Source organism: Achromobacter agilis, from assembly GCF_900496965.1.
Classification (GTDB): Bacteria; Pseudomonadota; Gammaproteobacteria; order Burkholderiales; family Burkholderiaceae_B; genus Achromobacter; species Achromobacter agilis.
The window spans coordinates 136,871-150,970 of sequence record NZ_UFQB01000005.1 but is presented as its reverse complement, the minus strand read 5'-3'; the positions used below and the strand labels follow the sequence as shown (position 1 = coordinate 150,970).

Below are 14,100 nucleotides of genomic sequence, written 5' to 3'. Positions count from 1 at the left end.
GCGTCAGACGCCGCAGGCGTACATCATGAACTGGCGGAACGCCTCGGCCGGTTTCGCGATGGCCGCGCGCGGATGCCACAGCAGGCCCACCTCCATGGGCGGAACGGCGTCGACGATGGGCACGGCTTCGATCTTGCGGCCCTCCAGCGACCAGGGGCGGTAGACCATGTCCGACAGCATGGTGACGCCGAAGCCGTGCGCCACCAGCCCGCGCAGCGCTTCCATCGAGCGCGTCCGGAACGCGATGTCGGGCCGCAGGCCGCGGGCCTGCCAATAGGCCAGCGCGGAACGCTCCCCCTCGTCCATTTCCAGCAGGATGTACGGATACTGCGCAATGTCGGCCAGCGATGGCGGAGAGGGCGCCTGCAACAGCGGATGGCCGGACGCCGTCCATAGCTGGCGGCGGGACCGCACCAGCACCTGGTGCCCGAAGCGCTCGCGATGTTCCACGTTGGACAGCAGCGCGACCCCCAATTCCACGTCGCCGCTGGCGACGGCCGCCTCGATGTCGGAGCGGTCCAGGTCGACCAGGTCCAGCACCACGTCCGGGTAGCGGCGGCGGAAGCGCGCCAGCAGGTCGGGCAGGAAGTAGCCCAGCACCGTGTAGGACGCCGCGATCCGCACCGATCCGCGCAGCGCATAACGCTGGAAGCCGGGTTCGCGCAGGGCATCGTCCAGGGAATCGAGTACGTCGCGGGTGCGCTGGTGGAAATTGTGTCCTTCGGGCGTCAGCGTGACGCCGTGCGGATGGCGGTCGAACAGGCGCACGCCCAGCTGGGCCTCCAGCGCCAGCACCGCGTTGGTGACGGCGGATTGCGAGACATGTTCATCGGCGGCGGCCATCGAGAACCGGCCCGTGCGGGCGGCGGCCGCGAAGTAGCGCAACTGGCGCAGCGTGACGTCTTTTGACATCTGATTATCGAATACCAGGTACATGAATATATGAATATACGATAACCAGCGCCGTTCCTACACTGCGGAAAACATCAAAACCTGGAACGCAGGAGACAAGCGTGAACGCCTCACTTTCCGCCGGCGCGGCCGATACCCATGGCCTGACGCTGGACGACAAATACACCCGCACCCAAGGGCGCATCTACCTGAGCGGCACGCAGGCCCTGGTGCGCCTGCCCTTGATGCAGAAAGCGCGCGACCTTCAGGCCGGCCTGAACACCGGCGGCTACATTTCGGGCTACCGCGGATCGCCGCTGGGGGGGCTGGACCAGGCGCTGTGGAAGGCCAAGCGGCACCTGCAATCCCACGACGTGGTGTTCCAGCCGGGCGTGAACGAGGACCTGGCGGCCACCGCCGTCTGGGGATCGCAGCAACTGAACCTGTTCCCGGGTGCCGCCCGCGACGGCGTGTTCGGCATGTGGTACGGCAAGGGCCCCGGCGTGGACCGGTCGGTGGACGTGCTCAAGCACGCCAATTCCGCCGGCACGTCGGCGCATGGCGGCGTGCTGATGCTGGCGGGGGATGACCACGCCGCGAAGTCCTCGTCGGTGGCGCACCAGTCCGAACATGTGCTGATCGCCAGCGGCATTCCGGTGCTGTACCCCTCCAACGTGCAGGAATACCTGGACTACGGCCTGCATGGCTGGGCCATGAGCCGCTACACCGGGTTGTGGGTGGCCATGAAGTGCGTGACCGACGTGGTGGAGTCCAGCGCGTCGGTGGACGTGGACCCGGAGCGGGTGCGTATCGTGCTGCCGCAGGATCCGCTGCCCGAAGGCGGCCTGAACATCCGCTGGCCGGATTCGCCGCTGGCGCAGGAAGCACGGCTGCTGGACCACAAATGGTATGCGGCGCTGGCGTATGTGCGCGCCAACAAGCTGAACCGGGTCGTGCTGGATTCGCCGCGCGCGCATTTCGGCATCATGACCGCCGGCAAGGCCTATCTCGACGTGCGTCAGGCGTTGAACGACCTGGGCCTGGACGAGGCCGCCTGCCGCGAGGCGGGCATACGCGTGCTGAAGGTGGGCTGTATCTGGCCGCTGGACGCCCAGGGCGCGCGCGAGTTCGCGACGGGGCTGAAGGAAATCCTGGTGGTCGAGGAAAAGCGCCAGATCCTGGAGTACGCGCTGAAGGAGGAACTCTACAACTGGCGCGACGACGTGCGGCCGCGTGTGTACGGCAAGTTCGACGAGCGCGAGCACGGCGGCGGGGAATGGTCCACGCCGCGCGGTGGCTGGCTGTTGCCGGCGCGCCATGAGCTGTCGCCGGCGCTGATCGCGCGGGCGATCGCCGCGCGCCTGGACAAGGCGGACCTGTCCGAGGCGCTGCGCGCGCGTATCGCGGCGCGGCTCGCGGTCATCGACGCCAAGGAGCGCGAGGCCGCCCGGCCCACGCTGGTGGAAGAACGCAAGCCCTGGTTCTGCTCGGGCTGTCCGCACAATACGTCTACCCGCGTGCCCGAAGGGTCGCGCGCGGTGGCCGGCATCGGCTGCCACTATATGGCGATGTGGATGGACCGCAAGACCGACACCTTCAGCCAGATGGGCGGAGAGGGCGTCGCCTGGCTGGGCCAGAAGGATTTCACGTCCGAACGCCATATTTTCGCCAACCTGGGGGACGGTACCTATTTCCATTCGGGGCTGCTGGCGATCCGGGCGGCGGTCGCGGCGCGCGCGTCCATCACGTACAAGATCCTCTACAACGACGCGGTCGCGATGACCGGCGGGCAGCCCGTGGACGGCGTGCTGACGGTGCCGCAGATCGCCGCGCAGATGCTGGCGGAGGGCGTGGTGAAGACCGTGGTGGTGACCGACGAGCCGGAGAAGTACGCCGGCGCGGGCGCCCTGCCGCAGGCGGTGGAAGTGCATCACCGCGCGGCGCTGGACGATGTGCAGCGCGCGCTGCGCGATATCACGGGCACGACGGTGCTGATCTACGACCAGACCTGCGCTACCGAGAAGCGCCGCCGCCGCAAGCGCGGCGACTATCCCGATCCGTTGCGCCGGGCGTTCATCAACGAGGCCGTCTGCGAGGGCTGCGGAGATTGCTCCGTGAAGTCCAACTGCCTGTCCGTCGAGCCGCTGGATACGCCGATGGGCACCAAGCGCCGCATCAACCAATCGTCCTGCAACAAGGATTTTTCCTGCGTCGAGGGCTTCTGCCCCAGCTTCGTGACGGCCGAAGGCGCAGCCCTGCGCAAGCCCGCCGCGGCGGCGGGGGCGCCGGTGCTGCCCGAGGCGCCGCAGCCCGGCCGCGCGGATATTCCCGCCGGCGCGGCGTATCGCGTGGTGATCGCGGGCGTGGGAGGCACCGGCGTCGTGACTATCGGCGCGCTGCTGGGCGCGGCCGCGCATATCGAAGGCAAGGGGGTGACGGTGCTGGACATGGCGGGCCTGGCGCAGAAGGGCGGCGCAGTGCTCAGCCACGTGCAGCTGGCCAATCGCCCCGACGACCTGCACGCCACGCGCGTGGCGTTGGGCGAGGCGGACCTGGTCATCGGCTGCGACGCGCTGGTGTCGGCGTCGCCCGAAGTCCTGTCGCGCTTGCGTCCGGACCATGGCCGGGCCGTGGTGAACAGCACCGCGGCGCCGACGGCGGCGTTCCTGTCGCAGCCGGGCTGGCGTTTTCCCGGCGCCCAGGCCGAGGCCGCGCTGGCGCGGAGCACGGGCGGCAATTGCGACTTCATCGAAGCCGGGCCGTTGGCCGAGGCGCTGCTGGGCGATGGCATCTACGCCAATCCGCTGCTGCTGGGCTATGCCTGGCAGCAGGGCGGGCTGCCGCTATCGCTGGACAGCCTGCGGCGCGCGATCGAATTGAATGGCGTGGCGGTCGACAAGAACCTGGCCGCTTTCGAGCTTGGCCGTCAGGCGGCGCATCTGGGCGCCGAGGCGCTCAGGCCGGCGCGCAAAGCCCAGGTGCTGGCGCTGCCCGAATCCCTGGACGGCCGGATCAAGCGCCTGGCCGGGCACTTGCGGGCCTACCAGGATGAGGCGTACGCGGCGCGGTTCGTGGCCGCCGTCGAGGCGGTGCGTGCCCGCGAGGCCCTGCTGGCGGACCCGGGCGGCTTCGAGGTGACGCTGTCGGTCGCCCGCAACCTGGCCAAGCTGATGGCCTACAAGGACGAGTACGAAGTGGCCCGCCTGTATGTGGATCCGGCCTTCAAGGCCCGGCTGCGCGAGCAATTCGAAGGCGAGCCGGGGCGCGATTACCGCTTGCGCTACTACCTGGCGCCGCCCGCGACCGCGCGGCGCGACGCGCAGGGCCGGCTGCGCAAGCGTGTCTTCGGCCCATGGATGGCGCAGGTGTTTCGCCTGCTTGCGCCCATGAAGCGGGTGCGCGGGACTTGGCTGGACGTATTCGGAAAGACCGCCGAGCGTCGTATGGAACGGCAGCTGGCGGCCGATTACCTCGGCCTGGCGGCGGAATTCTCGCGGACGCTGGATGCTGGCAATCGCGACGCGGCGCTGGCGCTGGCGGCGCTGCCGGACGACATCCGCGGCTACGGCCACGTCAAGGAGCAGGGCGTCGAACGGGCGCGTTCGCGCGAAGCCGCGCTGTGGGAACGCTACCGGGGGCAGGCGCGGGACTCCCTGGCGGCCTGAGGCGAGGGCGTGGTGTACGATCCCCGACGTTAAGGGGCGCCGCCGCGTCCCCGCTGCCCAGACATGGAAAACCTCCTACGCAAACTCGATCTGACTTCGCTGCGGCTGTTCGTCGCGGTGTGCCAGGAGAACAGCATCGCGCGGGCCGCCGAGCGCGAATTCATCGCGCCGTCCGCCGTCAGCCGGCGGATCGCCGACATGGAATCGCTGGTCGGCCTGGCGCTGATCGAGCGCCATACCCGCGGCGTGACCGTGACGCCGGCGGGACAGACCGTGTTGCGCCATGCGCGGCGCATCATCGGCGACGTCGAGGCCATGGGGGCGGAGCTCTCGCGGCTATATGCCGGCGTGAAGGGCCACGTGCGGCTGGTGGCGAACCTGTCGGCGATCGTGCAGTTCCTGCCCGAGGACGTCGCGGCGTTCCAGCGCCTGTTTCCGGAGGTGGACATCGATCTGGAAGAGCAGCACAGCCCGGACGTGCTGCGTCTGGTGCGCGAGCGCGCCGCGGATTTCGGAATCTGCAACCGCATTCCCGGCGCGCCGGGGGTGGAGCAGCTTCCCTACCGCCGCGACCGGCTGGCGGTCATGCTGCCGGCCAGGCACCCCAAGGCGGCGGCCCGGCAGCTGAGCCTGCAGGACATCGCGGGCGAGACCTTCGTGGGCCTGCGCGAAAACAGCGCGCTGACGCAGCAGCTGGCGGCGCAGGCGGCGGCGCTGGGCGCCACGCTGTCGGTCAAGATCCGCGTCGCGAGCCTGGATGCGCTATGCCGCATGACCCACGCGGGCCTGGGCATCGCGGTCATGCCGCAGCAGGTGGCCGAGCTGTACCTGCAATCGCTGGACGTGGTCGTGCGGCCCTTGTCCGACGAATGGGCGCAGCGCCAGCTCTGCATCGTTCTCCTGGACCAGGGCCAGTTGTCCGCCACGGCCGCCACGCTGGTCAAGTTCCTGGCGCAACAGGGCTGACGCCATCTCGGTTCGCGATGGCTGCCGTGCCAAGAGGACACTTCGGCGATCGGCGGCATCTCCTTATAGTCGAAGCGCGTCATGCGACGGGACGGGGCAACGAGACCCCGCTGCGCTTCATAAGGAGACAACATGAATCCCCCCATCCGATTCCTCGCGGGCTGTATGCTCGCGCTCAGCATCCTGGGCCCCGGCGCGCAGGCGCTTGCGGCTGACTACCCGGACCGTCCGATCCGCCTGATCGTGCCGACCTCGCCCGGTTCCACCGCGGACGTCGTGGCGCGCGTGGTGGCCGAGAATCTGGGCAAGACGCTGGCCCAGCCCCTCATCGTTGAGAACCTGGCCGGCGCGGCTGGCATCCCCGGCACCCGCCAACTGGTGGCGGCCAAGCCCGACGGCTACACGCTGGCCATCGTGTCGTCCAATCACGCGATCAATCCCAGCCTGTACAAAAGCATGCCGTACGATTCGGTGAAGGATGTCACGCCGATCTCCGTCATCGGCACGACGCCGCTGGTCATGGTGGCGGCGGAGAACTCGCCGTACGGCAACATCGGCGAGCTGCTGGCTGCCGCCCGGGCGCAACCGGGCAAGATCAACTACGGCTCGTCGGGCAGCGGCAGTGTGCTGCACCTGGCGGGCGAGCTGCTGAAATCCCGGGCCGGCGTCGACATGATGCACATTCCCTATCGCGGCGGAAACGCCCTGATCACGGACGTCATGTCCGGCCAGATCCAGGTGGCGTTTCTGGCGGTGCCCTCCGTGCTTGCGCAGGTGCAGGCGGGAAAGCTGCGCGCGCTGGCCGTCAGCACGCCCGAACGCGTCGCCGTGCTGCCCGGCGTTCCGACCCTGGACGAGTCTGGGGTGAAGGGCTATTCGTATGACGCCTGGATCGCGCTGATCGGACCGGCCGGCCTGCCGGCGGGCATCGTCCAGCGGCTGCAGGCAGCCACGCAGCAGACCATGCAGGACCAGGCCGTCCTGAAGACGCTGGGCCCGCAAGGCTTTGTGTCGCAGGGCAGCAGCACCGAGACCGCGGTCCGGACGCTGGCCGACGAGATCTCCAAGAGCCAGGCCCTGGTGAAGGCCGCGGCGGTCACTCCCGAATAGCGCGAATCAGATGGCGACCTACGTACTCGATGAGCCGGCCCGGCTGCTTTTCCTGTCGCGCGATCCGGCGCGGGTGACGGCGCAGCTAGCGGGGACGGCCCTGACGCTGCGCCAGGCGCAACCGCTGCGCGACGATATCTCTACCGACGAGATCACGCCGGTTCCGATCCTGACCCATTTCGACGAGCAGCTGGGCCGCTATCCGTATACCGGCTTGCGGGCCGGCGATGCGCTGCCGATCGGCATGGACGCGATCAAACGGGCGGGCGTGAACGTGGTCGTGGGCGGAAAGCGCTACGGCAAGGGGTCTTCGCGCGAGCACAGCCCCATGGCGGAGAAGTCCGCCGGAGTCCGATTGGTGATCGCAGAGAGCTTCGAGCGCATCTATCGGCAGAACGCCGACAACATCGGCCTGTACACCAGCACCGATATGAGCCTGGTGGAACGCCTGCGGCAGGGCGCGGCCGTCACGGTGGACGAGATCGTCGCGGGCCGCGACGCTCTGGCCGCCGCCATCGTCAGGGCAGGGGGGCTGCTGGCCTTCGGCCAGGCGCAGCTGGGCGGCATCGAGCCGCAGCCGGCCGCCGAAGACGCGGCGCCGCGCACCCTGTTCGAGAAGATCATCCGGCGCCACTTGCTGCGGACGGCCGTGACGCCGGCGGCGCCCGGGCCGGGCGGCGGTGTGTTTGTCCGGGCGGACTGGCGCTTCATCCATGAGTACTACACCGGCATGGCGGCCCATATGCTGCATGCCCGCTTCGGAAGGCCGCTGCGCCTGGTCGATCGCGAGCGCATCGTGGTTTTCGAGGACCATACCTCCTACGTGGACGAAAGTCCCAATCACGTGCGGGCAGGCATCGTTCCCAACGTGCGCGTGATGTGCCAGGCGCAGCGCGGCTTCGCCGAGGCCTATGGCCTGCGCCAGCACCGCACGCTGACCGAGGCCGAGGCCGCCCGCGATGCTGGCGCCAATGTCGCGGGTATTTCCCACGCCATGATGGCGGAGTGTTACGCGCTGCCGGGCCAGGTCGTGGTGGGGACGGATTCGCATACGCCGCACAGCGGCGCGCTGGGCTGCGTGGCGTTCGGCGTGGGCACGACCGATATGGCCAACGCCTTCGTGACCGGCGCCGTGCGCTTGACGGTGCCCGAATCGTTGCGGGTGGAACTGGCGGGGACGCTGCCGTCCGGCGTGACGGCCAAGGACGTCGTGCTGCATTTGCTGGCCCTGCCTGAAATCCGTTCGGGGGCGGGGGTGGGCAAAGTGTTCGAGTTCACGGGGGAGGCGGTGGCCGCCCTGTCCATCGATGAACGCGCCACGCTGACCAACATGACCGCCGAGCTGGGCGGCCTGACCGGGATCGTGGCGCCGGACGCCGAGACCGCGCGTTTCCTGCGTGAGCGGCGCGGCGTGGACGTGGCGATCGAACCGTGGATGCGCAGCGACCCCGACGCCGCCTACGCCGCGACGTTGCGGGTGGACTGCTGCGCCCTGTCTCCCCTGGTGGCGGCGCCGGGCGATCCCGGCAACGGCGTGGCCCTGGCCACGCTGCGGGAACGTCCTCGCGTCGATATCGCGTACGGCGGATCCTGTACCGCCGGCAAGCGCGAAGACTTCGACCATTATCATGAGGTGCTGGCCTGGGCGGTGGCGCGCGGGCTGAGCATCCCGCCGGGCGTCGCCCTGTACCTGCAGTACGGCACCACCGCCGTGCGCGACTATTGCGTGGCGCGGGGCTACGACCGGACCTTCGCGGCGGCCGGCGCGCGCATCCTGCAACCATCCTGCGGCGCCTGCGCCAATTGCGGGCCGGGATCATCCATCGATGCCGGGCAGGTGACGGTCAGCGCCATCAACCGCAATTTCCCGGGGCGCTCGGGCCCCGGCAGCGTCTGGCTGGCCAGCCCGCCCACGGTCATGGCCAGCGCGCTGGCGGGCGAACTGATTTCGTTCGCGGAATTGCAGGCGCGGCACGCGCCTTGATTCAGCCCGCGGGCGCTTCGGGCGCGTCGGTGTGGCGGCGGGACAGCAGCACGACGCCATCGGCGTCGGCGTACAGCCAGTCTCCGCTGCGGATCCCGACGCCCTGAATCTGCACGCGCGTTCCCGCGGCCGCCGGCGCCATGTTGCGCGGCCGGTTGGGCATCGTGCCCAGGGCATGGATGCCCAGCGGCATGCGCGCAAGCTCCTGGGCGTCGCGCGCATAGCCATTGAGCAGCACCCCGCTCCAGCCGTTCTGCACGCCCATGGCGGCCATGCGGTCGCCCAGCACCGCGTGCGCGGCATTGCCCAGCGCGTCCACCGCCAGCACCCGGCCCTGCCCGGGTTCCGCCAGTAAGCCGGCCAGCGACAGCGCGCCGTCCGCGTCCGGCGAGGGTATCGCCACCACTTCGCCGAAATACCAGGGCCTGCCGCCGTACGGGCGAAACACGGGCGGCAGCACGCGCAGGCCCCAGGCGGGATCGTCCATGCAGCTGTCGCACAGGTCTGCGGTGCTCCAGGTGACGTCGGGCGCATTGCGGTAGCTGGGCGGGGTGAAGGGCTGGTTCATGGGCGGGCGGTCCGTTGGGTAGCGGAAAATTCGGATGTCCATATTGCCATGCCGCGCAAGCCATTAGGGATTCCCCGCTACTTCGCGCCGGCTGAAGCCCTGCTTAAGCAATTCTCAATTGGCATTCCCTCGGGCTTGGGTCAGAGTTGCGCATCATGGAAAACGGCCGCCAGACGCCGTTTCCGGCCGCGCGGACCTGCGCGGCCGCCGAGAAGCCCGCACACAGAAGACATCCTGCCCTTTGCACGCCAGCGGCGAACCCGGGAGACACCGGGCGCCTGCTGATCGGCCGCGGCCGTCCGGCTGCGGTCCCCTGTTGGTTCGAGGAGACAACAATGAGCAAGAGTTGGAAAACGTTGTTAGGCGCGGCGGCGGTCATGGCGGGCGGATGGGCCCACGCGGCCGATGCGCCGCCGGACATCAAGCTGATGCAGCTGTCCGTCGGCAAGATCGAGCTGGACAAGGGCTTCATGACCGCCATGGTCGACGTGGGCACCAAGATCAAGATTCCCGTGCCCGCCTACGTGATCCAGCATCCTCGCGGGCTGGTGCTGTTCGATACCGGCATGAACCAGGGCACGGCCGACGGCAACTGCGCCAACTATTGGGGCCAGGGGCTCTGCGGGGCGTTCAATTCCATCCAGGGGCGCGACGAGGTCGTCGACCGCCAGCTGAAGGCCGCGGGCTTCGACGTGAACGACGTGAAGTACGTCGTCTATTCGCACTTCCACCTGGACCACGCCGGCAATATCAAGATGTTCCCCAAGGCGCGCCACGTCGTGCAGAAGGCGGAGCTGCGCGCCGCCTGGTGGCCGGAAAAATTCCAGCGCGCGGCCTACGTCATGAAGGACTTCGACACCACGCGGGACTACGACTTCATCCAGGTGGAGGGCGATTTCGATCTCTTCGGCGACGGCAGCATCGTGCTGCTGGACACCAAGGGCCACACCCAGGGCCACCAGTCCCTGCAGGTCAAGCTGAAGAACACCGGCACCGTGCTGCTGGCGGCGGACGCGATCTACACGGGCGAGAACGAGGCGGGCGTGATCCCGGGCATTACCTGGAACACGGCGGCGTCCATGCTGGCCATCGACCGCCTGAAGCAGATCCGCGACGCGCGCCAGGGGCAGCTCTGGTACAGCCATGATGCGGAGCAGCACGCGCAGAACGCCAAGACCAAAGTCTTCGACTGAGGGCGCGCCATGCAGCCGGTTGTCGCCTTGCATGAGGTCTGCAAGTCGTTCGGGCCGCGCCAGGTCCTGCACTCCCTGAGCCTTTCCGTGGGCCCGGGCGAGATCGTGGGCCTGCTGGGCCCGAACGGCAGCGGCAAGACCACCACCTTGCGCCTGATGGCGGGCTTCTATGCGCCCGACAGCGGCAGCATCACGATCCGCGGCCGCCGGCCGGCCGCGGGGCGCGGCAACGCGGATATCGGCTACCTGCCGGAACGCGCGCCGCTGTACGACGCGCTGACGGTGTCGCAATACCTGGACTTCGTCGCCGGGGTGAAGGTCGCCGGCGGGGCCGGGGCGCGGCGGCAGGCGATCGAGCGGGCCATCGACGGGTTCGACCTGCAAGGCGTGGCCCGCACGGTCATCGGCCGCCTCTCCAAGGGGCAGCGGCAACGCGTGGGCCTGGCGCAGGCCGTGCTGAACGATCCGCCGGTCCTGCTGCTGGACGAGGCCACCAACGGGCTGGATCCGGTGCAGATCGTCGAGGCGCGCGCGATGATCCGGCGCTGCGCGCAAGGGCGTGCCGTGGTGTTCAGCAGCCATCTGATGCAGGAGGTGGAGGCGTTGTGCACGCGCATCGCCATCCTGCGCCAGGGGCGGCTGGTGGAGGATGCCGCGCTGGGCGAGGCGCCGGCGGCCTTGCAGTTGAGCCTGGCGCTGCCGCAGGCGCGCCACGCTGCCCTGCGCGCGGCGCTGTCCGCCTGCCCGGGCGTCAAGGGAGTCGATGCCGAGACCGTGGACGCGATGCACAGCAAGTGGCGCATCGGCTGGGACAGCCAGTCGGGCGGCGGGGCAACCTGCGATGCCGTGCTGCGCATCGTGCTCGCGCACGCGGAGCTGCGCGCGGTCCTGTCGATGCAGGACGCCGTCGAGGCGCGGCTGCTGGCCGCACTGGCGGCTGGCAACACACCATTGCGGAGGCGCGCATGAGGGGATTCTTCGCCTTGTACCGCAAAGAGTTGCGCACCGATTTCGGATCGCCCGTGGCGCTTGCGGTGGTGGCCGTGTTCTGGGCCCTGTCGGGCTACCTGTTCAGCTTCAACCTGTTCTTCGTCAGCACGGGGCAGATGGTGACCGCCTTCCACAACATGACCATCCTGCTGATCCTGGTAATGCCGCTGGTCAGCATGCGGGCCTTCGCCGAGGAGGCGCGGCAAGGCACGCTGGAACTGTTGTTGACCCTGCCGCTGCCGGACTTCACGCTGGTGGCGGCCAAGTACGCGGCGGGGCTGACCGTGCTGGCGCTGATGCTTGCGGGCACGGCGTCCGCGGTGCTGCCGCTGGCCTGGTACGGACAGCCGGACTACGGACCCATCGCGGGCGGCTATATCGGCGTGTTCCTCTATGGCGCGCTGTTCCTGGCCATCGGCATCGCGGTGTCCAGCGCCTGCACCAACCAGATCGTGGCGGCAAGCGCGACCTGGGGCATCCTGGTGCTGTTGTGGTTCATCGATTACCCCGCGGCGCTGGACGCCTTTCCGGCGCTGTCCCCGTTCTTCCAGGCGCTGTCGCTGTCGGCACAGCACGTGGATTTCATTCGCGGCGTGCTGCCCGGCCCGGCCACGGTCACGCTGGCCAGCCTGACGGTCCTGGCGCTGATGGTGGCGGCCGTCAACCTGAAGCGCTGGAGGCTGCGATGAACCGCCATTCCTTGCGCCGGGCCGGCCAACGCCTGGCGCTGTGGCTGCCCATCATGGCCGTGGCGGCGCTGCTGCTGGCCCTGAACCTCTGGGCCGCGCGCCATCTGGGCCGCGTCGACCTCACCGCCCAGCGCCTGTACAGTCTGGCGCCGGAAAGCGTCGAGGTGGCGCGCCAGGTCGGCCAGCCGGTGGAGGTGACCTGGTTCTACGACTTGCGCAACAAAAGCATGGTCGACGCGCTGGAGCTGCTGCGCCAGTACGAGCGCGCCAATCCGCTGATCCGCGTGCGCGGCGTGGACCCCGCGCTGCGCCCGGCCGAGGCGCGCGAGGCGGGCATCCAGTTCGCCGGCAGCGCCGTGCTGGTTTCCGGCTCCCGCAGGATGACGATCAATGGCGGCACCGAAACCGATTTCACCAACGCGCTGATCCGTATCGGGCAGCGCGGCGCGCAGACCGTCTGCTTTACGCAAGGCCACCGCGAGGCCCCGCTCGACAGCCTGTCGTCGCTGGACGACCTGGAAGAGCACGATGGCGACGAAAACCTGGTGGCCCGCGTGGAGGTGCATGAGCAGCACGGCATGGCGCTGGCCCGCAACGCCTTGCGCACCCTGGGGTTCGCCACCCGTGGCGTGAATGCGGGCGGCCTGGCGCAGGCGCTGCCGGAATGCGCGGTCGTCGTGGCGGCCGGCCCGCGCGCGCCCTTCGGCGACAGCGACGCGCAAGCGTTGCGGGACTGGACCCTGGCCGGCGGCAAGACCCTGCTATTGCTCGAACCGGACGCGCTGCACGGCCTGGAAGGCCTGTTGGGCGCCTTCGGGATCGCGCGGCCGGCGGGCGCGCTGGCGGATCCCGCCAGCCACTATCGCAACGATCCTGGCAGTCCGGCCGTCAGCGACTATACGCGCCACAAGATGACGCGCGGCCTGCCCCTGAGTTTCTTCCCGGGCGCCGCGGGCCTGGAACCGGCGGGGGACAGCCTGCCCCGGGGCGTGGTGGTGACACCGCTGGCGCAGACCTCGGACCAGGCGCAGCTGCCCGGCCGGCCCGCCGCGCGCTATGCGCTGATGGCGCTGGCCACGCGCAACGCGCAGGCGGCCGGCGAGGACGGGTCGGCGCGGCCGACGCTGCTGGTCGCGGGCGACAGCGACTTCGCGACCAACCGCCATTTCGCCACGCTGGGCAACGGCGCGCTGTTCACCAACGCGGTGTCGCTACTGGCGGGCGAGGATGCGCTGCTGACGATCCGGCCCCGCCATTACGAGAGCCGCCGGGTGGAATTGACCAACCGCCAGATGCGCACGGTCTTCTGGACCAGCACCGTGGCTTTGCCCCTGCTGGCGCTTCTGGCCGGGCTGCTGATGTGGTGGAGGCGCCGGTGAACGCCGTTCGCGCCGGATGGTCGCTGCTGCTGGCGGCGGGCATCGGCCTGTCGCTGTGGCAGTGGCGCGAGGCGGCCGAACCGGCGGGCGGGCGAGACGGCCATACCCACCTGCACGATGATTCCGGCAAGCCCGCGCGCCTCTATGCTTGGGACGCGTCCAAGGCGGCCCAGGTGATCCTGGCCACGCCGGACACCACCCTGCGGATGGACCGGGACGCCCAGGGCTGGACGGCCGCGCCGCCGGGGGCGGGCAGGGGATTCGATGCGGGGGAATTCGTGGCGCTGTTTTCGCAGGCACGCAGCGACCGCGTGCTGGCGCCGCAGCCGGATCAGCCCTATGGCCTGGCGCCGCCGCAGTTGCGCATCGACGTGCGCGATGCCGCCGGGGCCACGCTGGCGAGCCTGGACGTCGGCGCGCTTGCGCCAGACGGACTAGGCCGTTATGTGCAGGTGCCGGGCGAGCCGCAGATCCGGATCGTTCCCGCCTATCAGACGCGGGCGCCGCTGGCGGCGATGGCTCAGGGCAACCCTTGACGCGCCGCCTCTCTACCGCTCGCGAAACCTGGCTTGCACAAAGATAAATAGTCGCTGAACAGGCGCATACCTATACTTCAAATCCATTAACAGACAGGTTCCGCCCGTCCCTCAACGGCCCGCGAAACC

11 protein-coding genes are annotated in these 14,100 nt (G+C 69.4%); 9 read left to right on the top strand and 2 right to left on the bottom strand.

Annotated features, from left to right (window positions below; translation table 11 throughout):
* Positions 1 to 3: 3 nt before the first annotated feature.
* The gene (locus AGI3411_RS08145) at positions 4 to 912 is read right to left on the bottom strand and encodes a LysR family transcriptional regulator (RefSeq protein WP_129526873.1); all 909 of its coding nucleotides are present in this window, start codon (positions 910 to 912) and stop codon (positions 4 to 6) included.
* A 101-nt stretch (positions 913 to 1,013) separates the two neighbouring features.
* On the opposite strand from AGI3411_RS08145, the gene AGI3411_RS08140 reads away from it, so the two are divergent.
* The 4 genes from AGI3411_RS08140 to AGI3411_RS08125 all read left to right on the top strand — a co-directional run bounded on the left by AGI3411_RS08140 (position 1,014) and on the right by AGI3411_RS08125 (position 8,616).
* A complete protein-coding gene (locus AGI3411_RS08140) occupies positions 1,014 to 4,556 on the top strand; it encodes an indolepyruvate ferredoxin oxidoreductase family protein (protein ID WP_129526872.1) in 3,543 nt (1,180 codons plus the stop codon).
* Positions 4,557 to 4,619: 63 nt separating this feature from the next.
* On the top strand, positions 4,620 to 5,522 hold the full coding sequence (locus AGI3411_RS08135) for a LysR substrate-binding domain-containing protein (protein ID WP_129526871.1): 903 nt from the start codon (positions 4,620 to 4,622) through the stop codon (positions 5,520 to 5,522).
* 132 nt (positions 5,523 to 5,654) lie between these two features.
* Positions 5,655 to 6,632, top strand: a complete 978-nt coding sequence (locus AGI3411_RS08130) for a Bug family tripartite tricarboxylate transporter substrate binding protein (protein ID WP_129526870.1) — start codon at positions 5,655 to 5,657, stop codon at positions 6,630 to 6,632.
* A 10-nt stretch (positions 6,633 to 6,642) separates the two neighbouring features.
* Positions 6,643 to 8,616, top strand: coding sequence for an aconitase family protein (locus tag AGI3411_RS08125; RefSeq protein ID WP_129526869.1), 1,974 nt, complete (start codon positions 6,643 to 6,645; stop codon positions 8,614 to 8,616).
* Between the two features lies 1 nt (position 8,617).
* Here AGI3411_RS08125 and AGI3411_RS08120 read toward each other — a convergent pair whose 3' ends face one another.
* Positions 8,618 to 9,184, bottom strand: coding sequence for an RraA family protein (locus AGI3411_RS08120; RefSeq protein WP_165359106.1), 567 nt, complete (start codon positions 9,182 to 9,184; stop codon positions 8,618 to 8,620).
* Positions 9,185 to 9,519: 335 nt separating this feature from the next.
* Between AGI3411_RS08120 and AGI3411_RS08115 the strand changes: the two genes are divergently transcribed.
* The 5 genes from AGI3411_RS08115 to AGI3411_RS08095 are packed head-to-tail and all read left to right on the top strand — an operon-like array spanning position 9,520 to position 13,971.
* Positions 9,520 to 10,377: an N-acyl homoserine lactonase family protein gene (locus tag AGI3411_RS08115; RefSeq protein WP_129526867.1), complete on the top strand. Its 858-nt coding sequence runs from the start codon at positions 9,520 to 9,522 to the stop codon at positions 10,375 to 10,377.
* A gap of 9 nt (positions 10,378 to 10,386) precedes the next feature.
* On the top strand, positions 10,387 to 11,346 hold the full coding sequence (locus AGI3411_RS08110; RefSeq protein WP_129526866.1) for an ABC transporter ATP-binding protein: 960 nt from the start codon (positions 10,387 to 10,389) through the stop codon (positions 11,344 to 11,346).
* On the top strand, positions 11,343 to 12,056 hold the full coding sequence (locus AGI3411_RS08105; RefSeq protein WP_129526865.1) for an ABC transporter permease: 714 nt from the start codon (positions 11,343 to 11,345) through the stop codon (positions 12,054 to 12,056). The genes AGI3411_RS08110 and AGI3411_RS08105 overlap by 4 nt, the downstream gene beginning before the upstream one ends.
* Complete coding sequence (locus AGI3411_RS08100; protein ID WP_129526864.1) at positions 12,053 to 13,435, top strand: GldG family protein; 1,383 nt, start codon at positions 12,053 to 12,055, stop codon at positions 13,433 to 13,435. Before AGI3411_RS08105 ends, AGI3411_RS08100 begins: the two co-directional genes overlap by 4 nt.
* On the top strand, positions 13,432 to 13,971 hold the full coding sequence (locus AGI3411_RS08095; RefSeq protein WP_244240285.1) for a DUF4340 domain-containing protein: 540 nt from the start codon (positions 13,432 to 13,434) through the stop codon (positions 13,969 to 13,971). The genes AGI3411_RS08100 and AGI3411_RS08095 overlap by 4 nt, the downstream gene beginning before the upstream one ends.
* The last annotated feature ends 129 nt before the right edge of the window (positions 13,972 to 14,100 follow it).

What these genes read in the sequence shown, in the direction of transcription:
- AGI3411_RS08145 (WP_129526873.1), bottom strand. Translation starts at nt 912, where the DNA reads ATGTCAAAAGACGTCACGCTGCGCCAGTTGCGCTACTTCGCGGCCGCC.
- AGI3411_RS08135 (WP_129526871.1), top strand. Translation starts at nt 4,620, where the DNA reads ATGGAAAACCTCCTACGCAAACTCGATCTGACTTCGCTGCGGCTGTTC.
- AGI3411_RS08130 (WP_129526870.1), top strand. Translation starts at nt 5,655, where the DNA reads ATGAATCCCCCCATCCGATTCCTCGCGGGCTGTATGCTCGCGCTCAGC.
- AGI3411_RS08125 (WP_129526869.1), top strand. Translation starts at nt 6,643, where the DNA reads ATGGCGACCTACGTACTCGATGAGCCGGCCCGGCTGCTTTTCCTGTCG.
- AGI3411_RS08120 (WP_165359106.1), bottom strand. Translation starts at nt 9,184, where the DNA reads ATGAACCAGCCCTTCACCCCGCCCAGCTACCGCAATGCGCCCGACGTC.
- AGI3411_RS08115 (WP_129526867.1), top strand. Translation starts at nt 9,520, where the DNA reads ATGAGCAAGAGTTGGAAAACGTTGTTAGGCGCGGCGGCGGTCATGGCG.
- AGI3411_RS08110 (WP_129526866.1), top strand. Translation starts at nt 10,387, where the DNA reads ATGCAGCCGGTTGTCGCCTTGCATGAGGTCTGCAAGTCGTTCGGGCCG.
- AGI3411_RS08105 (WP_129526865.1), top strand. Translation starts at nt 11,343, where the DNA reads ATGAGGGGATTCTTCGCCTTGTACCGCAAAGAGTTGCGCACCGATTTC.
- AGI3411_RS08100 (WP_129526864.1), top strand. Translation starts at nt 12,053, where the DNA reads ATGAACCGCCATTCCTTGCGCCGGGCCGGCCAACGCCTGGCGCTGTGG.